22 protein-coding genes are annotated in these 22,465 nt (G+C 73.6%); 8 read left to right on the forward strand and 14 right to left on the reverse strand.

From position 1 onward, the window contains the following. Positions 1-167 precede the first annotated feature (167 nt). Positions 168-1,046, forward strand: a complete 879-nt coding sequence (locus tag ACZ5FU_RS32375; protein ID WP_468643666.1) for a deoxyribonuclease IV — start codon at positions 168-170, stop codon at positions 1,044-1,046. A 46-nt stretch (positions 1,047-1,092) separates the two neighbouring features. Here ACZ5FU_RS32375 and ACZ5FU_RS32380 read toward each other — a convergent pair whose 3' ends face one another. Next, positions 1,093-1,725 (reverse strand): sulfite oxidase-like oxidoreductase, encoded by a 633-nt coding sequence (locus tag ACZ5FU_RS32380; RefSeq protein WP_451526381.1) that lies wholly within the window; start codon positions 1,723-1,725, stop codon positions 1,093-1,095. 174 nt (positions 1,726-1,899) lie between these two features. On the opposite strand from ACZ5FU_RS32380, the gene bfr reads away from it, so the two are divergent. Beyond that, positions 1,900-2,379, forward strand: coding sequence for a bacterioferritin (gene bfr / locus ACZ5FU_RS32385; protein ID WP_451526382.1), 480 nt, complete (start codon positions 1,900-1,902; stop codon positions 2,377-2,379). Positions 2,380-2,528: 149 nt separating this feature from the next. Here the strand turns inward: bfr and ACZ5FU_RS32390 are convergent, their stop codons facing one another. Both ACZ5FU_RS32390 and ACZ5FU_RS32395 read right to left on the reverse strand, forming a co-directional pair. Beyond that, positions 2,529-2,753: a (2Fe-2S)-binding protein gene (locus ACZ5FU_RS32390; RefSeq protein ID WP_451776580.1), complete on the reverse strand. Its 225-nt coding sequence runs from the start codon at positions 2,751-2,753 to the stop codon at positions 2,529-2,531. A 157-nt stretch (positions 2,754-2,910) separates the two neighbouring features. Continuing rightward, positions 2,911-4,266: a class II 3-deoxy-7-phosphoheptulonate synthase gene (locus tag ACZ5FU_RS32395; RefSeq protein ID WP_451526384.1), complete on the reverse strand. Its 1,356-nt coding sequence runs from the start codon at positions 4,264-4,266 to the stop codon at positions 2,911-2,913. 133 nt (positions 4,267-4,399) lie between these two features. On the opposite strand from ACZ5FU_RS32395, the gene ACZ5FU_RS32400 reads away from it, so the two are divergent. Together ACZ5FU_RS32400 and ACZ5FU_RS32405 are read left to right on the forward strand one after the other, a co-directional pair. After that, complete coding sequence (locus ACZ5FU_RS32400) at positions 4,400-4,456, forward strand: trp operon leader peptide (protein WP_356552233.1); 57 nt, start codon at positions 4,400-4,402, stop codon at positions 4,454-4,456. Between the two features lie 105 nt (positions 4,457-4,561). Beyond that, positions 4,562-6,451, forward strand: coding sequence for an anthranilate synthase family protein (locus ACZ5FU_RS32405; RefSeq protein ID WP_451776578.1), 1,890 nt, complete (start codon positions 4,562-4,564; stop codon positions 6,449-6,451). Between the two features lie 105 nt (positions 6,452-6,556). Here ACZ5FU_RS32405 and ACZ5FU_RS32410 read toward each other — a convergent pair whose 3' ends face one another. The 3 genes from ACZ5FU_RS32410 to ACZ5FU_RS32420 all read right to left on the reverse strand — a co-directional run bounded on the left by ACZ5FU_RS32410 (position 6,557) and on the right by ACZ5FU_RS32420 (position 9,306). Then, a complete protein-coding gene (locus tag ACZ5FU_RS32410; RefSeq protein ID WP_451526386.1) occupies positions 6,557-7,234 on the reverse strand; it encodes a response regulator in 678 nt (225 codons plus the stop codon). After that, entirely contained in the window at positions 7,231-8,454 is a 1,224-nt protein-coding gene (gene macS, locus ACZ5FU_RS32415; RefSeq protein ID WP_451526387.1) for a MacS family sensor histidine kinase, read from the reverse strand. Before macS ends, ACZ5FU_RS32410 begins: the two co-directional genes overlap by 4 nt. 81 nt (positions 8,455-8,535) lie before the next feature. Further along, complete coding sequence (locus tag ACZ5FU_RS32420; protein WP_451526388.1) at positions 8,536-9,306, reverse strand: lysophospholipid acyltransferase family protein; 771 nt, start codon at positions 9,304-9,306, stop codon at positions 8,536-8,538. Between the two features lie 262 nt (positions 9,307-9,568). Between ACZ5FU_RS32420 and ACZ5FU_RS32425 the strand changes: the two genes are divergently transcribed. Further along, complete coding sequence (locus ACZ5FU_RS32425) at positions 9,569-10,348, forward strand: alpha/beta hydrolase (protein WP_451526389.1); 780 nt, start codon at positions 9,569-9,571, stop codon at positions 10,346-10,348. Continuing rightward, a complete protein-coding gene (locus tag ACZ5FU_RS32430) occupies positions 10,341-10,973 on the forward strand; it encodes a hypothetical protein (RefSeq protein ID WP_468837217.1) in 633 nt (210 codons plus the stop codon). The genes ACZ5FU_RS32425 and ACZ5FU_RS32430 overlap by 8 nt, the downstream gene beginning before the upstream one ends. Before the next feature lie 76 nt (positions 10,974-11,049). On the opposite strand, the gene ACZ5FU_RS32435 is transcribed toward ACZ5FU_RS32430, so the two are convergent. From ACZ5FU_RS32435 to ACZ5FU_RS32460, 6 genes are all read right to left on the reverse strand, one after another. After that, positions 11,050-11,805 carry an endonuclease/exonuclease/phosphatase family protein gene (locus ACZ5FU_RS32435; RefSeq protein WP_451526391.1) on the reverse strand — a complete coding sequence of 252 codons (756 nt, stop codon included), beginning with the start codon at positions 11,803-11,805 and terminating at the stop codon, positions 11,050-11,052. 311 nt (positions 11,806-12,116) lie between these two features. After that, positions 12,117-13,070, reverse strand: coding sequence for an ROK family glucokinase (locus ACZ5FU_RS32440; RefSeq protein WP_451526392.1), 954 nt, complete (start codon positions 13,068-13,070; stop codon positions 12,117-12,119). Between the two features lie 97 nt (positions 13,071-13,167). Continuing rightward, positions 13,168-13,668, reverse strand: a complete 501-nt coding sequence (locus tag ACZ5FU_RS32445) for a DUF5304 domain-containing protein (RefSeq protein ID WP_451776576.1) — start codon at positions 13,666-13,668, stop codon at positions 13,168-13,170. An 81-nt stretch (positions 13,669-13,749) separates the two neighbouring features. After that, positions 13,750-14,904: an ArsA family ATPase gene (locus ACZ5FU_RS32450; RefSeq protein ID WP_451526394.1), complete on the reverse strand. Its 1,155-nt coding sequence runs from the start codon at positions 14,902-14,904 to the stop codon at positions 13,750-13,752. 107 nt (positions 14,905-15,011) lie between these two features. After that, on the reverse strand, positions 15,012-15,452 hold the full coding sequence (locus tag ACZ5FU_RS32455) for an SRPBCC family protein (protein ID WP_451526395.1): 441 nt from the start codon (positions 15,450-15,452) through the stop codon (positions 15,012-15,014). Between the two features lie 150 nt (positions 15,453-15,602). Continuing rightward, entirely contained in the window at positions 15,603-16,358 is a 756-nt protein-coding gene (locus ACZ5FU_RS32460; protein ID WP_451526563.1) for a metallophosphoesterase family protein, read from the reverse strand. Positions 16,359-16,695: 337 nt separating this feature from the next. Between ACZ5FU_RS32460 and ACZ5FU_RS32465 the strand changes: the two genes are divergently transcribed. After that, positions 16,696-18,492, forward strand: coding sequence for an AMP-dependent synthetase/ligase (locus tag ACZ5FU_RS32465; protein WP_451526396.1), 1,797 nt, complete (start codon positions 16,696-16,698; stop codon positions 18,490-18,492). A gap of 200 nt (positions 18,493-18,692) precedes the next feature. Here the strand turns inward: ACZ5FU_RS32465 and ACZ5FU_RS32470 are convergent, their stop codons facing one another. After that, positions 18,693-19,835, reverse strand: a complete 1,143-nt coding sequence (locus ACZ5FU_RS32470) for a glycosyltransferase family 4 protein (RefSeq protein WP_451526397.1) — start codon at positions 19,833-19,835, stop codon at positions 18,693-18,695. A 124-nt stretch (positions 19,836-19,959) separates the two neighbouring features. Between ACZ5FU_RS32470 and ACZ5FU_RS32475 the strand changes: the two genes are divergently transcribed. Then, entirely contained in the window at positions 19,960-21,192 is a 1,233-nt protein-coding gene (locus ACZ5FU_RS32475; protein WP_451776571.1) for a glycosyltransferase 87 family protein, read from the forward strand. Positions 21,193-21,253: 61 nt separating this feature from the next. Here ACZ5FU_RS32475 and ACZ5FU_RS32480 read toward each other — a convergent pair whose 3' ends face one another. Beyond that, on the reverse strand, positions 21,254-22,447 hold the full coding sequence (locus ACZ5FU_RS32480) for a hypothetical protein (protein ID WP_468837212.1): 1,194 nt from the start codon (positions 22,445-22,447) through the stop codon (positions 21,254-21,256). Positions 22,448-22,465 lie beyond the last annotated feature (18 nt).

A 22,465-nucleotide genomic window follows, 5' to 3' on the forward strand; every position in this document is an offset into this window, starting at 1 on the left:
CCACCCCCCAGGTCATCCCATCGACAGGGGGCAACAGTCATGCCGGGCCCGGAGGCCAGCGGCCCTCTTGCAGGACCGCGAAAAAGATAACGGGGCGCCGGCCCCGCACGACCGGGCGCCCGCCCTCCGGTGACCGGGCGGCGCCGGGGGCATGACACCCTGGAGGGGTGAGTTCCGCGCACCCCTTCCCCTCCCGCAATCCGGTCGGCGGCCATGTCCCGGTGGCCGGCGGCCTGCACTCCGTGGGCATGTCCTACGCCCACGACCTCAAGGCCGAGGCGGTCCAGGTCTTCGTGGCCAACCCCCGCGGCTGGGCCACCCCGGCGGGCAGTCCGGCCCAGGACGCGGCGTTCCGGGAGGCCTGCGCGCGGGAGTCGATCCCGGCGTACGTGCACGCGCCGTACCTGATCAACTTCGGTTCGCACACCGAGGCGACCGCGCAGCGGTCGGTGGAGTCCCTGCGGCACTCGCTGCGCCGGGGACGGGAGATCGGCGCGCTGGGCGTGGTCGTGCACACCGGGAGTGCGACGGGCGGGCGGGACCGGGACGTGGCCCTGCGACAGGTCCGGGAGTACCTGCTGCCGCTGCTGGACGAGCTGACCCACGACGACGACCCGTTCCTGCTGCTGGAGTCGACGGCCGGACAGGGCGCCTCGCTCTGTTCGCGGACCTGGGACTTCGGACCGTACTTCGAGGCGCTGGACGCCCATCCGCGGCTCGGCGTCTGCCTGGACACCTGCCACGTCTTCGCGGCCGGGCACGACCTGACCGGCCCGGCGGGCATGCACCAGACCCTCGACCTGCTGGTGGACACGGTCGGCGAGGGCCGGCTGAAGCTGATCCACGCCAACGACTCCAAGGACGTGGCGGGTGCCCACAAGGACCGGCACGAGAACATCGGCGCGGGTCACATCGGCGAGGATCCGTTCCGCGCGCTGATGACGCACCCGGCGACCGCCGGCGTACCGCTCGTGATCGAGACGCCCGGCGGCAGGGAGGGGCACGCGGCGGACGTGGAGCGGCTGAAGAAACTCCGGGACGGCTGATCCGCATCGCGGGGCGGTGCCCGGACACCCCGCGGGGGGCCGGAACTCAGAGTTCGGGGCCGTCCCCGGGCTCCTCCTGGTAGGAGTAGCGCTGTTCCTTCCAGGGGTCGCCGATGTTGTGGTAGCCGCGTTCCTCCCAGAAACCGCGGCGGTCGGCGGTCATGTACTCGACGCCGCGGACCCACTTGGGGCCCTTCCAGGCGTAGAGGTGGGGCACGACCAGCCGCACCGGGAAGCCGTGCTCGGCGGTGAGCAGTTCGCCGTCCTTGTGGGTGGCGAAGAGGGTGTGCGAGGCGGCGAAGTCGGACAGCCGCAGATTGGAACTGAAGCCGTACTCCGCCCACACCATGACGTGGGTGACGTCGGCGGCGGGCGGCACGGCCTCCAGGATGGTCCGGGCCGGTACGCCGCCCCATTCGGCGCCGAGCATGCTGAACTTCGTCACGCAGTGCAGATCGGCCACCACGGTGGCGTACGGAAGGGCCGTGAACTCCTCGTGGGTCCAGCAGCGCTTGTCGCCGTCGGCGGTGCTGCCGAAGACCCTGAACTCCCAGCGCTCGGGCCGGAACTTGGGCACCGGTCCGTAGTGGGTGACGGGCCAGCCCCGCTGAAGTCGCTGCCCCGGCGGAAGCTCGGACGCTGCTGCTTCCCCTGGTTCTCGCTCCACCGGATGACCCATGACTCCATCCTGACAGACCTCGACCGGTGCGAATGACCAGGCATGACCAGAATCGGACAAGCAGCGCCAAGCAGGGATCAACTTACTAAGTGCGCACTTACTGGACGATCTTCCGCGCCGGTGACATCATGCGGCGGCAACCTCCCGAATCCCCGCGCGGAAGGAGCCTCTGCGATGCAGGGCGACCCCGAGGTCCTCGACTTCCTCAACGAGCAGCTCACCGGTGAGCTGACCGCGATCAACCAGTACTTCCTGCACGCGAAGATGCAGGAGAACCTCGGCTGGACGAAGCTCGCGAAGTACACGCGGCACGAGTCGTTCGACGAGATGAAGCACGCGGAGGTCCTGACCGACCGGATCCTGCTCCTGGACGGCCTGCCGAACTACCAGCGACTGTTCCACGTGCGCGTGGGCCAGACGGTCAAGGAGATGTTCGAGGCCGACCGGCAGGTCGAGGTGGAGGCGATCGACCGCCTCAAGCGCGGGATCAAGGTGATGCGCGAGAAGGGCGACATCACGTCCGCGAACATCTTCGAGGCGATCCTGGAGGACGAGGAGCACCACATCGACTACCTCGACACCCAGCTGGACCTGGTGGAGAAGCTCGGCGAGGCGCTGTACATCGCACAGCTGATCGAGCAGCCGGAGAGCTGAGGGGCGGCGGAGGGCCGCGTCCCGGCGGACGGCCCCGGGAGAATCCCGGCGGACGGCCCCGGGAGAACCGGGAGGCCGGGAAGAACCGGCGGACCGGGGTACCGGATGCCGGCGAGAACCGGGAAGGCCCGGAGGGAGCCGTCGGACGCTCAGGCGGCGTCGTCGAGCGCGGTGAGGACCGGCCGGCCCTGGTCGGCCGGGTCGCGGCGCGGGCAGGCGCCCCGGCCGAGGATCGCCTGGATGCGGCGGACGCACGAGCCGCAGTCCGTGCCCGCCTTGCACGCGGAGGCGATCTGGCGAGGCGTGCAGGCGCCGTCGTCCGCATGCTGTCGGACCTGCGCTTCCGTGACTCCGAAGCAGCTGCAGACGTACACGCGGACACCTCCCGCCGAGATCGATTAGGTTTACCTAACCTTACCCGGCGCACAGAGGCCGCAAAAGGGAGATGGGGCGCGGATCGTATGTGATCCGCGCCCCACTTCGGGCTCCGTGCCGGGCGGACCGGTCAAAGGTCCGCCGCGTCGGCGACCGCTACTGGTCCCGGTACATCTCCGCGACGAGGAACGCCAGGTCGAGCGACTGGCTGCGGTTGAGCCGCGGGTCGCAGGCGGTCTCGTAGCGCTGGTGGAGGTCGTCGACGAAGATCTCGTCGCCGCCGCCCACGCACTCGGTGACGTCGTCACCGGTCAGTTCGACGTGGATGCCGCCGGGGTGGGTGCCGAGGCCCTTGTGGACCTCGAAGAAGCCCTTGACCTCGTCGAGCACGTCGTCGAAGCGGCGGGTCTTGTGGCCGGAGGCCGCCTCGAAGGTGTTGCCGTGCATCGGGTCGGTCACCCAGGCGACGGTCGCGCCGGAGGCCGTGACCTTCTCCACCAGCTCGGGGAGCTTGTCGCGGACCTTGTCGGCGCCCATGCGGACGACGAAGGTCAGCCGGCCCGGCTCGCGGTCGGGGTCGAGACGCTCGATGTACTGGAGCGCCTCCTCGGCCGTCGTCGTCGGACCGAGCTTGATGCCGATGGGGTTGCGGATCTTCGAGGCGAACTCGATGTGCGCGTGGTCCAGCTGCCGGGTGCGCTCGCCGATCCACACCATGTGCGCGGAGACGTCGTACAGGCGGCCGGTCCGGGAGTCGACGCGGGTGAGGGCCGACTCGTAGTCGAGGAGCAGCGCCTCGTGGGAGGCGTAGAACTCGACGGTCTTGAACTCCTCCGGGTCCGCCCCGCAGGCGTGCATGAAGTTGAGCGCCTGGTCGATCTCGCGGGCGAGCTGCTCGTACCGCTGACCGGAGGGGGACGACTTCACGAAGTCCTGGTTCCAGGCGTGGACCTGGCGCAGGTCGGCGTAGCCGCCGGTGGTGAAGGCGCGCACCAGGTTCAGCGTGGAGGCGGACGCGTGGTACATCCGCTTCAGGCGCTCGGGGTCCGGGACGCGGGCGGTCTCGTTGAAGTCGAAGCCGTTGACCGAGTCGCCGCGGTACGTCGGCAGGGTCACGCCGTCGCGGGTCTCGGTGTTCTTGGAGCGCGGCTTGGAGTACTGGCCCGCGATCCGGCCCACCTTCACGACCGGCACGGAGGCCGCGTAGGTGAGGACGGCCCCCATCTGGAGGAGCGTCTTCAGCTTCGCCCGGATGTGCTCGGCGGACACCGCGTCGAAGGACTCGGCGCAGTCACCGCCCTGGAGCAGGAACGCCTCCCCCCGGGCGACCGCGGCCATCCGCGCGCGGAGCTGGTCGCACTCACCGGCGAACACCAGCGGGGGATACGTCTCGAGCTCGGCGATCACTTCGCGCAGAGCCTCGGCATCCGGGTACTCGGGCTGCTGCGCCGCGGGCAGGTCTCGCCACGTCGCCTGAGCGGCGACACTTCGGGAATCAGCGTTCACGGTCACGCGCCCCACAGTACGCGGTCGGTCCGGAGGTCCATCGCCGCTCTCAGCCTATGAGACGGCTCCGTGTCGGCGGAGGGCACGCCTCGTCGAACGAGGCGGAGCCGCGCGCGTCACGTCGTGTAGCGTGCAGCCCATGTTCGCGCACTCGACCCGGAACTGGTGGTGGACCGCTCCTTCGGCGGCCCACTGACTGCGCGTACGCACGACTTCGCGAAGGCCGCCCGCAGGGGCGGCCTTCGGCATTCCTGGGCCCGGCCGTCCCTGTGGACTCTCCCACCGAGAAGGACACCGACCCATGCATCTGCTCGATCTCCTGACCGATCCCCGCCCCTTCGCCCTGCTGCGCCGCCGGGCACCGGGCCGGACCACCGGGGACGGCGCCACCGTGGAGCTGCTCGTCGGCCCGGTCGCCGTCCGCGAGCGGCTCGCCGACCTGCCCGACGAGGGTCTCGCGCTGGTGCCGTTCCGCCAGATCCGCGAGCGCGGCTTCGACGTCCGCGACGACGGCACGCCGCTGTCCGTCCTGATCCCCGAGGAGCGGTACGAGATCCCGCTCGCCGAGGCGCTGGAGCAGCTCCCCGCGCACGAGGTGCGCGTCGAGGGCGGTGGCTTCGACGTCGGCGACGAGGAGTACGCGCAGATCGTCGGCCGGGTGCTGCGGGAGGAGATCGGGCGGGGCGAGGGGGCGAACTTCGTCATCCGGCGGACGTACGAGGGCGCGGTGCCCGGGTTCGGCAGGGCCGACGCGCTCGCGCTGTTCCGGCGGCTGCTGGAGGGCGAGCGGGGCGCGTACTGGACGTTCGTCGTGCACACCGGGGACCGGACCCTGGTGGGTGCCAGTCCCGAGGTGCACGTGCGGATGTCGGGCGGGACGGTCGTGATGAACCCGATCAGCGGGACCTACCGCTATCCGGCCGGGGGGCCGACCCCCGAGCACCTGCTGGAGTTCCTCGCCGACGGCAAGGAGATCGAGGAGCTGTCGATGGTCGTCGACGAGGAACTGAAGATGATGTGCACCGTCGGCGACATGGGCGGGGTGGTGGTCGGGCCGCGGCTGAAGGAGATGGCCCACCTCGCGCACACCGAGTACGAGCTGCGCGGGAAGTCCTCGATGGACGTGCGCGAGGTGCTGCGGGAGACGATGTTCGCGGCGACCGTCACGGGCTCGCCGGTGCAGAACGCCTGCCGGGTCATCGAGCGGCACGAGGTCGGCGGGCGCGGCTACTACGGGGCCGCGCTGGCGCTGATCGGACGGGACTCCGGCGGGGCCCAGACCCTCGACTCCCCCATCCTCATCCGCACCGCCGACATCGACGCGGCCGGGCGGCTGCGGGTGCCGGTCGGGGCCACACTGGTACGCGGCTCGGACCCGGCGGGCGAGGTCGCGGAGACCCACGCCAAGGCGGCCGGGGTGCTGGCGGCCCTCGGGGTGCGGCCGGGGAGGCCGCGGGCCGAGGGGGCGCGGGCCCCGCTGGCGGACGATCCGCGGGTGCGGGCGGCGCTGGACGGCCGCCGGGCCTCGCTGGCGCCGTTCTGGCTGCGGATGCAGGAGAGAGCGCGGGAACTGAGCGGGCGCGCCCTGGTGGTCGACGCCGAGGACACCTTCACGGCGATGCTCGCGCACGTCCTGCGCTCGTCCGGGCTGGAGGTCGCCGTCCGGCGCTACGACGAACCGGGGCTGCGGGCGGCGGTGCTCGCGCACGAGGGTCCCGTGGTGCTGGGCCCGGGTCCGGGTGACCCGTCCGATCTGGCCGACCCGAAGATGCGGTTCCTGCGGGAGCTGACCGCGCGGGTCGTCGGGGAGAACCGGCACGGGGTGCTGGGCGTGTGCCTCGGGCACGAGCTGATCGCGGCGGAGCTGGGCCTGGAGATCGTGCGCAAGGAGGTGCCGTACCAGGGGGCGCAGACGCGGGTGGAGCTGTTCGGGCGGGAGGAGACCGTCGGGTTCTACAACAGCTTCGTGGCGCGGTGCGACGACGACGCCCGGCAGGAGCTGGCCGCGCACGGGGTGGAGGTGAGCCGGGCGGCGAACGGGGAGGTGCACGCGTTGCGCGGGCCCGGGTTCGCCGGCGTGCAGTTCCACCCGGAGTCGGTGCTCACGCTGGACGGGGCGGCGATCGTGCGGGAGCTGATGGCCCACCTGAGGGACGCCGGCAGCCGGTCCGGGCGGCGGCCGGTGGTCTAGTCGCACGCCCCGTCGGCGGCGGCCCCGGGGCCGCCGTCCGGAGGGGGCGCCCGGTGGTGCCGTGAGCGGTGCCGCCGGGGCTCCCCGGGGTCCCGGCGGCACCGGTCACTCGTCGTCGAGGCCGCGCTCTATCGCGTACCGCACCAGCTCCACCCGGTTGTGCAGCTGGAGCTTGCCGAGGGTGTTCTGCACGTGGTTCTGGACCGTGCGGTGCGAGATGACGAGGCGTTCGGCGATCTGCTTGTAGCTCAGGCCCTTGGCGACCAGGCGCAGCACCTCGGTCTCGCGGTCGGTGAGCCGGGGCGCGCCCGGGTCGTCGGCGCCGGACGTCTGACCGGGGTCGGACGCCAGCCGCCGGTACTCGCCGAGCACCAGTCCGGCCAGGCCCGGCGTGAACACCGGGTCGCCGGCGGCGGTGCGGCGCACCGCGTCCAGCAGTTCCTCCGTGGACGCCGACTTCAGCAGGTAGCCGGTCGCGCCGGACTTCACCGCCTCCAGTACGTCGGCGTGCTCGCCGCTCGCGGACAGCACCAGGACGCGCAGCGCCGGGTCGGCCGCGACGACCTCCTTGCAGACCTGGACGCCCGGCTTGGCGGGCAGGTTGAGGTCCAGGACGAGGACGTGGGGGGAGGCGGCCCTGGCGCGGCGCACGGCCTGCTCGCCGTCGCCGGCGGTGGCGACCACGTCGAAGCCGGACTCGGCGAGGTCGCGGGCGACGGCCTCGCGCCACATGGGGTGGTCGTCGACCACCATCACCTTGATCGGGTCCTGTCCACTGCTCATCGTGCGCCTGCCTTCCCCCGCTTGACGTGCTGTCTCGGTACGGTCAGTTCGACCTCGGTGCCCTGTCCCGGCGTCGACACCAGCTCGGCCCCGCCGCCGAGGTCGCGCAGCCGGCCCCGGATCGACTGGGCGACCCCGAGCCGCCCCTCGCCCTCGGCCTGCGCCAGCCGGCCCTCCGCGATGCCCGGCCCGTCGTCCCGTACGGTCACGATCACCGCCTCGGGCTCGTCCTCCACCAGGATCCAGGCCCGTGCCCGCTCCCCCGCGTGCTCGCGCACGTTGTCCAGCGCGGCCCCGACCGCCGCCGCCAGCTCCCGGGCCGCGGCCGGGGCCAGCAGGACCGGGGCGCCGGGCTCGGCGAGGCTGACGCGGGCCGCGGCGAAGGGGGCGAGCAGCGTGCGCAGATCGACCGGACCGGCCTCGTCGTCGCTCTCGTCCACCGCGACGACGACGGCCCCCTCGGCGGCGTCCCGCGACACCCGGGAGACGGGGGCGAGGCCGCCGGAGACCAGGGTGCGCAGGGCGACCTCCTGCTCGCCGGCCATCCGGCCCAGCTCGGCCGCCTCCCCGCCGATGACCGCGCCGCGCCGCTGCACCATGGCGAGCACCTGGAGCACGCTGTCGTGGATGTCGCGGGCGAGCCGCTCCCGCTCGCGGGTCGCGGCCTCGATCTCCAGGGCGCGGGCGAGGGTGCGCTCGGAGGCGCGGGCGACCTCGACGACGTATCCGATGGCGATGGAGGCGACCCAGACGAGGATCACGTTGTGGACGGTGTCGCGGGTCGGCTGGCCGCGCTCGATCAGGTTGGCGACGGCCACCGGGGTGGAGGCGAACGCCGCCCAGCGCCAGCCGCCCTTGATGGCGAACGCCAGGACCGAGCCTGCCGTCCATATCGACGGCAGGGTGGGACCGCTGTCCTGGATGTGCTGGTCGCTGACGACCAGCGGGGTCAGGAGGATGCCGGCGAGGGCGACGAGGAGGTCGGCGGCGAGGAAGGGCCTGGTGCACTCGGTCGCGTTCTGCACCCGGGGCAGGGTGGCGAGCGTCCAGCCGCACAGGACGGCGAAGTAGGCGACGGCGATGCCGGGCCGGTCGTAGCCGTCGTGCTCGGCGGCGAACAGGCCGACCGCGTACACCATGGTCAGCACCCGGTAGGCGGTGAGCGCACGCCACAGCGGCAGCTCGACCGACATCCTCATGACCCTCTCGCGCTTGGGCACTTCCCCCACCCCCTGAGCCCGGACCGCCGTCGCCGGGGCGTGTCCGGCCGTTCCCGCCGGGCGGGGACGGCCGGACGCGCCCTAGGGCTCGCTCCGCCCGGACTTCTCCTTCTTCGCCTGTTCCTTCTCGGCCTGCGCGAGCGCGGCCTTCGCGGCCTTCTCCGCTTCCTTGTCGGCCTTCGCGGCCTCCGCGATCTGCCGCTTGGCGGCCGTCGCGTAGATGTCGACGTACTCCTGGCCGGAGAGCTTCATGATCTCGTACATGACCTCGTCGGTCACCGCCCGGAGCACGAAACGGTCGTGTTCCATGCCGTGGTAGCGGCTGAAGTCCAGCGGCCTGCCGATGCGGATGCCGGGCCGCATGATCTTCGGCATCACCTGGCCGGGCGGCTGGATCTTCTCCGTGTCGATCATCGCGACCGGGATCACCGGGGCGCCGGTGGCGAGCGCCACGCGCGCGAGGCCGCCCGGCTTGCCGCGGTAGAGCCGCCCGTCGGGCGAACGGGTGCCCTCCGGGTAGATCCCGAACAGCTCACCGCGCTCCAGCACGTCCACCCCGCTCCTGATCGCCGCCTCGCCCGCGCCGCGGGCGCCGGAGCGGTCCACGGGGAGCTGCCCGACGCCCTTGAAGAAGGCCGCCGTCAGCCGGCCCTTCACGCCGGGCGTGGTGAAGTACTCGGCCTTCGCGATGAACGTGACCTTGCGGTCGAGGACCGCGGGGAGGAAGAACGAGTCCGAGAAGGAGAGGTGATTGCTCGCCAGGATCGCGGGGCCCTCGGCGGGCACGTTCTCCAGGCCCTCCACCCAGGGCCTGAAGATCATCTTCAGCGGCCCCCCGACGGAAACCTTCATCGCGCCGTACAACAACCGAGTGCCTCCTGTAAGTGTCGCTCAGACCTTAACCCGGAGTGGCGGCCCGCGGCTTCGACGACCCTGGTCGGTGTCAGCGCGGTCGCGTACGGTGAACCTCACGCCCGTCCGTCGCGGAGGTCCCGTCGCGGAAGTCCCGTCGAGCAGCGCCACCGAAGACCCCAGCGAAGACCCCAGCGAAGACTCCGCCGAGGAACCCCGGCGAGAGGCCCCCATCGACAACGACGAAGACAGGAGACCGAAGGTGCCGGTCCTTCCTGGAGCCGAGCCGTACCGCCACGAGGGCGGGGAGGTAGGGATCCTCCTCTGTCACGGCTTCACCGGTTCCCCGCAGTCGCTGCGTCCCTGGGCGCGGCATCTGGCCGGGCACGGCCTGACCGTCTCCCTGCCCCTGCTGCCGGGCCACGGCACGCGCTGGGAGGACATGGCGCTCACCGGCTGGCCCGACTGGTACGCGGAGGTGGACCGCGAGCTGCGCGTCCTGCGGGAGCGGTGCGCGCGGGTGTTCGTGGCCGGGCTCTCGATGGGCGGTGCCCTGGCGCTGCGGCTCGCCGCCCGGCACGGCGACGCGGTCGAGGGCGTCGTGGTCGTCAACCCGGCGAACCGGGTGCACGGCCTGTCCGCCCGCGCGCTTCCGGTCGCCCGTCACCTGGTGCGCACGACGCGGGGGATCGCCAGCGACATCGCGAAGGAGGGGGCGGTGGAGATCGGTTACGACCGTGTGCCGCTGCACGCGGCGCACTCGCTGCGGACCTTCCTGCGGCTGGCCGACGGCGACCTGCCGCAGGTGACCCAGCCGCTGCTGCTCCTGCGCAGTGTGCGGGACCATGTGGTGCCGGCCGCCGACTCCGCCCGGATCCTGAGCCGGGTGTCGTCGACGGACGTGACCGAGGTCCTGCTGGAACAGAGCTATCACGTGGCGACGTTGGACCACGACGCGGACCGGATCTTCGAGGAGACCCTCGCGTTCATCGGCCGGCTCGCACCCAGTGTCGGCAAGGAAGGGACGACAGCAGGTGGCTGAGCACGACTCCGACCGCGAGGACCGTGAGGACCGCGAGGACGGCCGCGACCACGAGCCGGAGCAGAGCGTGCCCTTCGACGAGGCGGCCGCGTGGGCGGCGATCGTCGCGGGGTACGGCGACGAGCCGGTGGACCCGCCGGGCGCCAAGCCGTTCAAGTCGGTCGAGGACCTGGCGCTCCTGGAGGCGAAGACCGACGACGAGGGTCCGGTGAGCGGCGCGTCCCCGGGCGCGGGCCCCGCGGAGGAGCCCGCCGAGGAGAAGAAGCCGGCCGGGCCGCTGGGCAGCTCGGTCTCCTTCGCCCCCGGTGTCGGACCGCGCGACTACTCGCCGGCCGAGCCGGCCGGAGCCGCCGGGACGGACCCCGACGGCGACGACGAGGGGCACTTCGTGCCGCCGGAGCCGCCGCCGCTGCCCGAGGCCGACACGACGGCCAAGTTCGCCTGGCTCGGGGTGATCGGCGGTCCGGTCCTGCTGCTGCTGGCGATCCTGCTCGGCTGGGAGATGACCTGGTGGCTGACGACGATCTGCATCGGCGGCTTCCTCGGCGGCTTCGCCACGCTGGTGATGCGCATGCGCCCGGACGACGAGGACGACCAGGATCCGGGGCGGGGCGCGGTCGTCTGAGGACCGCGCCCCCGCGCGCCGTCGCGCGCCCGGGGCGCGGGGGCGGTTCCCCAGGGGTCCGGGGCGCGGGGCCGGTTCAGACGGCGGGCACCCGCAGGGCGGCCAGGACCGGCAGGTGGTCCGTGGCCGTCCTCAGGTCGGTGTCCGTGACGCCCGGGAGGCCGAGCGGAACCCCGCAGCCGAGCACCGCCACGCCCTTCGTCGCGAGGAGGGCGTCGATGCGGCGGTCCGGGCGGGCGGCCGGGAAGGTGTTCTCGCCGCCCCAGGGTGCCGTCGTACGGCAGTCCTGGAGTGCGGCGGTCAGACGGGTGAAGGCGCGTCCGCCGGGGCGCTCGTTGAGGTCGCCGCCCGCGACGGCGTGTTCCACGCCCAGCCCGGCGAGCCGGTCGAGGAGCGCTCCGGCCTGCTCGTGGCGCTCGGCCCCGTCCAGGCCGAGATGACAGCTGAGGACGCCCAGGCGGGCGCCCCCGAACCGGACCACGGCGGTGGCGAAGCCCCGTCGGTGCTGTCCGGGGGTGAGGGGCAGGAGCACGTCCTCGGTGCGTTCGACGGTCGCCCGCAGCGAGCAGAGGACGGCGGGGCCCGCCGCCGTGCCGCCGCCGGTGAGGACGACCTGCCCGGAGGCGGCCGCGAGCCGGGCCAGCTTCTTGCGCCAGCGGAAGAACCGCGGCGCCTCCTGGACCAGGACCAGGTCGGGGGCGCATGCGGTGATCACTCGGGCGAGGGCCGCGGTGTCGTCGCGCATCGAGCGGATGTTGTAGCCGAGGACACGGATCACGGCGGAGCCGTCGGGTTCGGTACGGGACTCCGGGAGCGGCGGGGGCGTCACCATGCCGTCACGATACGTGCCGATCGCCTCGTGGGCGCAAGGATCCGGGGCGGCCGCGGGCACGGTCCTCCGGACGGCCATGGTTCTCCGGACGGCCGGGGTCACGGTTCTCCGGACGGCCTGCCGGGGTCACGGTTCTCCGGGCGGCCGGGGGAGCGGTTCCCGGGCGGTCGCGGGGGGAGCGGTTCCCGGGCGGTCGCGGGGGGAGCGGTTCCCGGGCGGTCGCGGGGGGAGCGGTTCCCGGGCGGTCGCGGGCGTCGTTCCCCGCGCCCCCAAAGGGGTGCGGGGAACAGCCGCGTGTCAGACAGCCGCCCTCACATGATCGGGTCGGGCTCGCGGGCCAGGTCGGCCGCGCCCACCAGCCCCGCCTTGTTGCCCAGCCGGGCCGCGATCACGTCCGCCACCGGGCGCCAGTTGCCGCCGACCAGCCACCGCTTGTAGGACTTGCGGATCGGGTCGAGGACCAGGTCGCCCTCGTCCGAGAGGCCACCGCCGACGATGAAGGCGGACGGGTCGAACAGGGAGGCCAGGTCGGCGAGGCCGGCGCCGGCCCAGCGGGCCAGCTCGCGGTAGGAGTCCACCGCGACCGGGTCGCCCTGGCGGGCGGCCACGGAGATGTGCTTGCCCTCGATGCCGTCGGGGGTGCCGTCGCCGAGCGCGAGCAGCACCTCGGCGCGCTCCGGGGTGGCGTTGGCGCGCTGCTTGGCGTACCGCACCAGGGCGCGGCCGGAGGCGTACTGCTCCCAGCATCCCTGCGAGCCGCAGCCGCACAGCAGCCCGTCCGGGACCATGCGGATGTGGCCGAACTCGGCGGCGACGCCGAAGTGGCCGCGGCGCAGCTTGTTGCCGATGATGATGCCGCCGCCGAGGCCGGTGCCCAGCGTGATGCAGATGACGTTGCGGTGGCCCTTGCCGGCGCCGAACTTGTACTCGCCCCAGGCCGCGGCGTTGGCGTCGTTCTCCACGACGACCGGCAGGCCGACGCGGGCCTCGACCTTCTCCTTGAGCGGCTCGTTGCGCCAGTCGATGTTGGGCGCGAAGTAGACCGTGGAGCGCTGACGGTTGACGTAGCCGGCGGCGCCGATGCCCACGCCGACGATCTCGTGCCCGGCGCGCGCGCCCTCCACCGCGGAGGCGATGGCGTCCACGATGCCCTCGGGCGTACCCGGGGTCGGCACCTTGAAGGTCGAGAGGATGTTGCCTTCCTCGTCGACCACGCCGGCCGCGATCTTCGTGCCGCCGATGTCGACGCCGATGGTGAGTCCCATGAATCCCTCAGTTTCGGTCGAGCCCCGCTACGGCCAACCGTACCCGAGGGGGCGGCGCCGCTACCGCGCGAGCGCCGCCGGGGTGCGGGCGAGGCCGTCAGTCGAGATCGATGCGCTGGCCGGGGCCGGTGCCCCCGTCGTCGTCGCGGGGCCCGGCCGGGTCCTCGCGCGGGTCGGTGGTGCGGGCCGTCCAGCGCCGCTCCTGCTGCTGGACGGCGGAGCGGTAGGCGGCGAGCAGTTCGCCGCCCGCGGCGGCGAGGTGGTCGAAGACGTCCGGGTTGCGCTCGATGACCGGTTCGACGGCCGCCCTGGCCTGCTGGACGGCCTGGCGGACCATCTGCTGGGCGGCGGGTCCGGCGACCGCGCCGAGCAGCGGGGTCCGGAGGCCGGAGAGCTTGTCGGCGACCGTGTCGAGAAGCCTGCGCAGTTCCTCGGCGGCCGATCCCTGGGGCTCGCCCCGCTCCGCCCGGCGGCGGGCCTTCTCCGCCGCCATGTCCTCGGCGCAGGCGGTCGCCCAGGCGTCGGCGTCGGTGGCGCGGGGCACCTCGTCGGCGGTCTGGCGCTCACCGGTGTCCGACGGGGGAGGCTCTTCGCTCATGACGGGCTCCTGACTACGGTTCGTCCCTCCGACGTTACCCGAACGGCGGAACGTCCTTCACCCGGTCCGCGGCCACGGCCCTCATCGGGTCCGCGGCCACAGCGCGGGATCCGGCGCGAACCGCACGCGCAGCTCGCCCTCGCGCAGTGCGGCGCCCGCCACGGTGCAGCGGCGCAGGACTGAGGGCAGCGGGACGATCCGGCGGAACGCGCCCGCGGTGACGACGAGTTCGTCGCCGCGGCGGACGAGGTCCAGCTCGTCGCGCACGGCGCCGGGCAGCGGGAGGTGCCACACCAGCACGCCGTCCGCCTCGATCCGGTCCTCCACGGGCCACTCGACGGGGGAGGCCGCCGGGTCGACGCCGGGCACGGCCAGGGCCCCGAGGTCGTCGCCCCCGCGGGGGTCACGGCCGAGGTGCGCGACGGCCCGCGCGCCGGTCCACTCCCCCAGGGTCTTCTGCTGCTGGGCGTGGAGCGCGGTGAGGGCGCCGGCGTCCTCGGGCAGGACGCGGTTCGCCAGGAGCGACTCGACGGGCAGGCCGCGCAGGGCCAGGCCGAGGCGGGCTTCGCGGACGGCGTCGGCGCCGGCCGGCCCCGGCTCGGCCACCAGCCGTACGGAGGTCCCGCGGTCGGCGAGGACGGCCTCGACGGCGGCCAGTTCCCCGTCCCAGCGGGCGGTCGTCTCGTACAGCCACTCGGCGGGCATGGGGACGCCGGCCAGACGGCCGAGGACGGGGCGCAGGGCGCGGGCGGCCTGCCGCTCCGGGGGGAGCAGCCGGCGCAGGTAGCGCCGCAGTTCCTCCGGGAGGGCGAGCAGGGCGAGGGCCTGCGGGGCGGGCGGCAGGTCGACGACGAGGAGGTCGTGGGTCCCGGCGAGGGCGGCGTCGCGCAGGGCGCGCAGCAGGGTCAGTTCCTCCGCGCCGGGCAGCGGGGTGACCTCCTCCGGGTCGAGCCGGGAGGCGCCGAGCAGGTCCAGGACGGTGGAGGCACGGTCCTGGAAGGAGGTGAGGTCGTCCCGGAAGCCGGCGGTGGCGTCGGGGCGCCAGGCGGTGAGGTCCGGGCCCGCCTGCACCGGAACCGCGCCCGTCGCCGTGCCGAGCGCCGCGCCCAGGGTGTCGGTGCGGTCGGCACTGAGCACGAGGGTCTTCACGCCCGTGCGGGCCGCCCCGAGTGCGGTGGCCGCGGCGACGGTCGTACGGCCACTGCCGCCGGGGCCGGTGATCAGGAGGGTGCGCATGAGGGTGAACGGTAACGGAAGCCGGGGTCGTGCCCCGGCGGCCGGACGGGGTCCGGGGTGACGGCCCCCGCGGGGCCCGCGCCGACGCCGGGCCACCGGATCACCGGCTACCGGTCCGACTCGACCCGCTTCTTGAGGCCCGCCAGCGCCCGGTCGATGATGACCTTCTCGGCCTTGCGCTTGATCATGCCCAGCATGGGGATCTTGACGTCGACCGTCAGCTGGTAGGTGACCTCGGTGGCCCCCGCACCGACGGCCTTCAAGAGGTAGGAGCCGTCCAGCGAGCGCAGCATCTGGGACTTGACCAGCGTCCAGGAGACCTCGTGCCCGCCGGTCCAGGTGTACGCCAGCGTCTGGTCGTCCTTGATCGCGCCCGCGTCCATGACCAGCCGCACCCGCTCGGCGCGTCCCGCGGCGTCGGTCGCCAGGACCTCCGCCTCCTTGACCTCGCCGGTCCAGTCCGGGTAGCGGGCGAAGTCGGCGATGACCGCCATGACGTCGGCCGGTGCCGCCTCGATCGTGATGCTCGAGCTGGTGTGTTCCGCCATCGCGGTGGCTCCTCCAGATGCGGGCCGGTAGGGAGGGATCCCCGTGCGCGGACGTGCGCACGTGTGTGCAGCGTGAAGGCTACCGCGCGCCCGGCCGGCCGCCTTCACCCCGTGGGGCGCGGCGGCCCGTGCCGCGGGGCGCGACGGCCTTCACCACTGGAGCGCCCACGGCTTCCCGGTCCCCGCGAAGTGCCCGACGTTGACGCACTCGGTCGCCCCGATCCGCATCCGCCGCGCCAGCGGCTGGTGGACGTGGCCGAAGAGGGAGTAGCGGGGCCGGGTGCGGCGGATGGCGTCCAGCAGCGCGCGGCTGCCGCGTTCGAAGCGGCGCGCGACGGTGTCGTAGACGAGCTCCGGCACCTCGGGCGGGATGTGCGTGCACAGGACGTCGACCTCGCCGACGGCCTCGATCTTCGCGGCGTACTCCTCGTCGTCGATCTCGTAGGGGGTGCGCATCGGGGTGCGCAGGCCGCCGCCCACGAAGCCGAAGACCCGGCCGCCGATCTCCACGCGCTCGCCGTCGAGCACGGTGGTGCCCGGACCGGCGTACTCCGGCCACAGTGCGGGTATGTCGACATTGCCGTAGGTGGCGTACGTCGGCGTCGGGAAGGCGGCGAACATCTCGGCGTACTGCCCCCGCACCGCCCGCTCGATCACCGCGGCCCGGTCCTCGCCGACCCCGCCCCACAGCCGGGCCCCCAGCTCGCGGGCCTCGGCGAAGCGGCGGGCCGTGCGCAGCTCGACGATGCGGTGGGCGTTCTCCACGCCGAACAGGTCGGGGAAGATGCCGCGGGAGTGGTCGGCGTAGTCGAGGAAGAGGACGAGGTCGCCCAGGCAGATCAGCGCGTCCGCGCCCTCGCCGGCGCGGGCCAGGTCGCGCGCGTTGCCGTGCACGTCGCTGACCACGTGAATACGCGTGCTGGGCTTTCCGGACGGTGTGGAGGCCATGTCGATCAAGGGTAGGCGTGTGCGGCACCGGTGAACAGTGGCGGCGAAACCTGGCGTTACTGGCCGGTCGGTTTTCGGGTGGACTACCGTACGGACTGCAACATCCATCTGTGTGACGCAGCGAACATCTCGCCAGGACCCCCTGTCGAAGAAGCCATACCGGCGGGTAACGTCCGGGCAGTCCAGTCGTGCTCAGCATTTCGGCCACCGATGCGCGAGCACTTGCCCGAGCCTTGGACCGCACCGTCGCATCGCACAACGTCGTGGCGCCGGCGCCCTATGAGGAGCAGCAGTCTTGCGCGAGTTCAGCCTTCCGGCCTTGTACGAGGTCCCCGCGGACGGAAACCTGACCGACATCGTCCGGAGAAACGCCGCGCAGCATCCCGACGTCGCCGTCATCGCCCGCAAGGTCGACGGCGTCTGGCAGGACGTCACGGCCACGGCCTTCCTGGCCGAGGTGCACGCGGCGGCCAAGGGCCTCATCGCCTCCGGGGTCCAGCCGGGCGACCGCGTCGGCCTGATGTCCCGCACCCGCTACGAGTGGACGCTGCTCGACTTCGCGATCTGGTGCGCGGGCGCCGTCACCGTGCCGGTGTACGAGACCAGTTCGCCCGAGCAGGTGCAGTGGATCCTCTCCGACTCGGGCGCGACGGCCTGCGTCGTCGAGCTGGACAACCACAGCGCCGCCGTCGAGTCGGTGCGCGAGACCCTGCCGGCGCTGAAGCACGTCTGGCAGATCGAGGGCGGCGGCGTCGAGGAGCTGCGGCGGCTGGGCACGGACGTCTCCGACGAGGTCGTCGAGGAGCGCGGCTCGCTCGCCAAGGCCGACGACCCGGCCACCATCGTCTACACCTCCGGCACCACCGGCCGGCCCAAGGGCTGCGTGCTCACCCACCGCAGCTTCTTCGCCGAGTGCGGCAACGTGGTGGAGCGGCTGCGCCCGCTGTTCCGCACCGGCGAGTGCAGCGTGCTGCTGTTCCTCCCGCTCGCGCACGTCTTCGGCCGCCTGGTGCAGATCGCCCCGATGATGGCGCCCATCAAGCTGGGCACGGTCCCGGACATCAAGAACCTCACCGACGAACTGGCGGCCTTCCGGCCGACGCTGATCCTCGGCGTGCCGCGCGTGTTCGAGAAGGTGTACAACGCGGCCCGGGCCAAGGCGCAGGCGGACGGCAAGGGCGCGATCTTCGACCGGGCGGCGGACGCCGCGATCGCCTACAGCAAGGCGCTGGACACCCCCTCGGGCCCGTCGCTCGGCGTGCGGATCAAGCACAAGATCTTCGACAAGCTCGTCTACGGCAAGCTGCGCGCGGTGCTCGGCGGCAAGGGCGAGTACGCCATCTCCGGTGGCGCCCCGCTGGGCGAGCGCCTCGGCCACTTCTTCCGCGGCATCGGCTTCACCGTCCTGGAGGGCTACGGCCTGACGGAGTCCTGCGCGGCGACCGCGTTCAACCCGTGGGACCGGCAGAAGATCGGGACGGTCGGCCAGCCGTTGCCGGGGTCGGTGGTGCGCATCGCGGACGACGGCGAGGTGCTGCTGCACGGCGAGCACCTGTTCAAGGAGTACTGGAACAACCCCGGCGCGACCGCGGAGGCGCTGGCCGACGGCTGGTTCCACACCGGCGACATCGGCACCCTGGACGAGGACGGCTACCTCAGGATCACCGGCCGCAAGAAGGAGATCATCGTCACCGCGGGCGGCAAGAACGTCGCCCCGGCCGTGATCGAGGACCGCATCCGGGCGCACGCGCTGGTCGCGGAGTGCATGGTGGTGGGCGACGGGCGGCCGTTCGTGGGCGCGCTGGTCACCGTCGACGAGGAGTTCCTGGGCCGGTGGGCCGCCGACCACGGCAAGCCGGCGGGCTCCACCGCGGCGTCGCTGCGCGAGGACGCCGACCTGCTGGCGGAGATCCAGTCGGCGATCGACGACGGCAACGCCGCGGTCTCGAAGGCGGAGTCGGTGCGGAAGTTCCGCCTCCTGTCCGCCCAGTTCACGGAGGACTCGGGCCACCTCACCCCGTCGCTGAAGCTCAAGCGCAACGTCGTGGCGAAGGACTACGCGGCCGAGATCGAGGCCATCTACCAGAAGTAGCGGGGACCGCCCGGCCGCCGCGGGGCGGCGGGGACCGCCCAGGGTCTTTCGTTCGGATCGGGCCGGATCAGGGAGCGGGGTCCGGTGCCGTGCCTCGCGAGGCGGAGGAGGGAGTCAGGGCGGAGCCCTGGCGACCGATGACGACGCGGCGAGGTGCGGTGCCGGGGCCCGCGAGCCCGGCATGATCCGAACGAAAGGCCCTAGAGCAGTTCCCTCAGCCGCTCCGCCAGCAGGTCCCAGCGCCACTTCTCCTCGACCCACCGGCGGCCCCGTTCGCCCATGCGGCGGCGCAGTTCGGGATCGGCCAGCAGGGCCGTGACGCGGTCGGCCGTGTCCTCGGGGGAGGCGCCCCGTACGACCCAGCCGGTCTCGCCGTCCAGTACGGCGTCGGGGGCGCCGCCGGAGTCGCCGGCGACGACGGGCAGGCCGGTCGCGGAGGCCTCCAGGTAGACGATGCCGAGGCCCTCCACGTCGAGTCCGCCCCGGCGGGTGCGGCACGGCATGGCGAAGACGTCGCCGGCGCCGTAGTGGGCGGGCAGGTCCGACCAGGGGACGGAGCCGGTGAACCGCACGGAGGCGGCGACCCCGGTCTCCCGGGCCAGGCGGCGCAGGTCCTTCTCGTAGGGTCCGCCGCCGACGACGAGCAGCACGGCCTCCGGCTCGGCGGCGAGGATGCGGGGCATGGCCCGGATCAGCGTGTCCTGGCCCTTGCGCGGCACGAGCCGCGAGACGCACACCACCACGGGGCGGTCGGTGAGCCCGAGGCGGGCCCGCACCCGGTCGCCGCCGGAGCCGGGGTGGAAGGTCTTCTCGTCGACGCCCGGCGGCAGTTGCACCATCCGCGCGGCGGCCGCGGGGCTCAGCGCGGTGGCGATCCGCGAGCGCGTGTACTCGCCGAGGTAGGTGATCGTGTCGGTGGCCTCGCCGATGCGCCCCAGCAGGTGCCGGGCGGCGGGCAGCTGGGCCCAGCCCGCCTCGTGGCCGTGCGTGGTGGCCACCAGCCGGCGGGCGCCGGCCTTCCTGAGCGCGGGAGCCATCAGGCCGAGCGGCGCGGCGGCGCCGAACCACACGGACGTGCACCCGTGTTCGCGCAGCAGCCCGACGGCCCGCCGCGTCGCGCCGGGCGTCGGTAGCAGCATGGTCGTGGAGTCCCGTACGACGCGGAAGGGCTGCTCGGCGTCGAAGGCCGCCGTCGCCTCGGCGCCCTCGCGGCCCCGTTTCCAGGTGGACGCGTAGACGACGACGCGCTCGGGGTCGAGGCGCAGCGCCATGTTGTGCAGGAACGCCTGGATGCCCCCGGGGCGGGGCGGGAAGTCGTTCGTCACGATCAGGGTCTTGTGCATCGCCGCCGACCCTATCCAAACCGTCCCCCGCCGCCGCGCCCGGCCGTGCCGCACGGCCCGCGCACGGCCGGGCGGGAGACATGCGGTCCGCCTACCCTGACCAGGAGGACGAACAGGGGCACAGGTGGATCACACGGACGACAGGCGTTCCCCGGCCGGCCCGAGGGGCCTGTCGGTCCTGTGGGGCGCGACCCGGCTCGTGCTGCTGCTGTGCGTGTTCAAGGTGTACGTCTTCCCCGGTCCGGACGTCACCACCGACGTGTCGGTGATCTACCGGGGCTGGTACGACGCGCTGAGCGCCGGCGCCTACCCGCACGACGACGTGACCTGGCAGTACCCGCCCGCGGCCGCCCTCGCGATCCTCTCCCCCGCGCTGCTGCCCTTCCTGGGGTACGCGTCGGCGTTCTTCGTCCTGGCCCTCCTCGCCGACCTCGCCGTCCTGGTGCTGCTGCTGAGGGCCGGCCGATCCCCGCGCGGCGCCCTCGTCTGGGTGGCGGGCGTCCCCCTGCTGGGCCCGACGGTGTACGCCCGCTACGACCTGATGGTGACCGCGGTCGCGGTGGCCGCGCTGCTCGCCGGGGCACGGCGTCCCCGGGTCATGGGGGCGCTGGCCGGCCTGGGAGCCCTGCTCAAGGTGTGGCCGGTGCTGCTGCTGGCCGGTGCGGGGCGGCGGGCCCAGGGCGCGGCGGCCGTCACCGTCGGCGCCCTCGTGGCCCTGTTCGCGTCGGCCGCCCCCGGCTCCTTCGCCTTCCTCTCCTCCCAGCGGGACCGCGGCACCGAGGTGGAGTCGCTAGGCGCCCTGGTGTTCCACGTCGCCCGGCACCTCGGCTGGAGCGGCGAGGTGCGGCTCGCCTACGGCTCGGTCGAGTTTCTCGGCCCGCACGTGGAGGCGGTGAGCGACGCGTCCCTCGGCCTGACGGCGGCCGCGTTCGGCTGGCTGCTGCTGTGGCGGCTGCGGGCGCGGCGGTTCGCGCCGCACACGCTCGCGGACGCCGCCTTCACCGCCGTGCTGCTGTTCACCGTCACCAGCCGTGTGATCAGCCCGCAGTACCTGGTGTGGCTGGTCGGCCTGGCCGCCGTCTGCCGGTGTCTGCCGGGCGGCCGGATGGGACCGCCGACCGTCCTGGTGCTGGCCGCGGCGCCGGTGACGGTGCTGGAGTTCCCCGTCTGGTTCGACCACGTCGTCGCGAGCGACGCCCTCGGGCTCACCCTGCTGTTCCTGCGCAACGGCCTGCTGGTGGCGGCCGCGGTCACCGCGGCCGTACGGCTGTGGCGCTCGACGGTGCCGCGCGGTGCCGCACCGACCGCCGGACCGGGCCGGGACGCCCGCGCCGAGCGCGCGCCGGTCTCCTCCTGACGCGGGTCCTCCCCCGGCACAGGTCCCCTCCTGACGCCGGGGGGGTGGAACGCGGCGGCGCTCAGCCCAGTTCGTTGCGGAGGTACTGCCGCCAGTCGGCCGTGAAGTCCTCCGGGGTCGTGCCCAGCACGCTCTCCATCGCCCCCTCCACCGCACCGGGCCGTTCCCCGTGCTCCCCCACGGCCCGGTAGAAGGCGTGGAGCTCCTCCTCGCCCCATCGCCCGGCGATCATCCGGCAGGCCGTCCAGCCGCCCTCGTACGCCCGCGCCAGCCGCGCCGCGTCGCCGGCGAAACCGAAGTCGGCGTCGGAGGGCAGCCCGTCCGGCAGGCCGCCCTCGCGGACGGCCTTCCGCAGTTCGGGCGCGGCCTCGTCCGGGGTGCGGCCGGTGCCGCGGTAGCCGACCCAGTCGGCGTACCCCTCCGACAGCCACAGCGGGGTCGCCGCGTTGGTGTCGGCCCGGGTGGCGACGTGCGTGGTCTCGTGGGTGAGCACCACCTGCCGGCCGACCGGACCGAGCATGCCGAAGGCGTCCGGGTTGACGACGATCCGGTCGGCCGGCGCGTCGGTCCCGCCCCCCGTCTCCCCGGTGGTGACCGCGGCGATCCCGCGGTAGGAGGAGGCGGGCGAGCCGAGCAGCGCCGCCATGCCGTCGAGCGACTGCGGTACGAGGACGACGACCCGCCGGGCCCAGCCGGTGCCCCACGCCTGCGAGACCGCGGGGACGGCCCGGTCGGCGAGCGCCGCGAAGGTCCGCAGCTGCTCGTCGGACCGGCCGACCCCGAGGACGAGACTGCGGGCGCCCCGGACGACCGTGACCGTGCCCTGGTCCCACAGTTGCCGGCCGGACCCGCGCGCGGGCTCCTCGGCGGCCACGTTCCACCGCCCGCCGGCGTCGCGGGTCAGGCGCAGGACGCGTGCCACGGTCACCGGGCCCCGGTCGTGGCCCTCGACGCGGTAGCTCAGCTCCGCGTCGGCCTCGGCCCCGCTCTCGTCGGGCCGGAGGGCGGTGACCCGGTAGGACCAGGCGGCCAGCGGCACGGCCCGCAGCCGGGTGTATCCGGCGGGGTCCCCGGTGGCGGCGTAGGCGGCCGCGTCGTGGGCCAGGACGGCGGCGGCCCGCCGGTCCAGCACCCGCTGGACCTCGGCCCGGGCGGCGTCGGTGGCAGGCCGCCCGCCGCAGCCCACGAGCAGGACGAGCAGCAGCACCGCGAGCCCCACGGCTCCGGATCCGCGCGCCCGCCTGCGACCAGCCATCCCCCCGATCGTACGGGG

This window comes from Streptomyces sp. NPDC031554 (assembly GCF_055580685.1).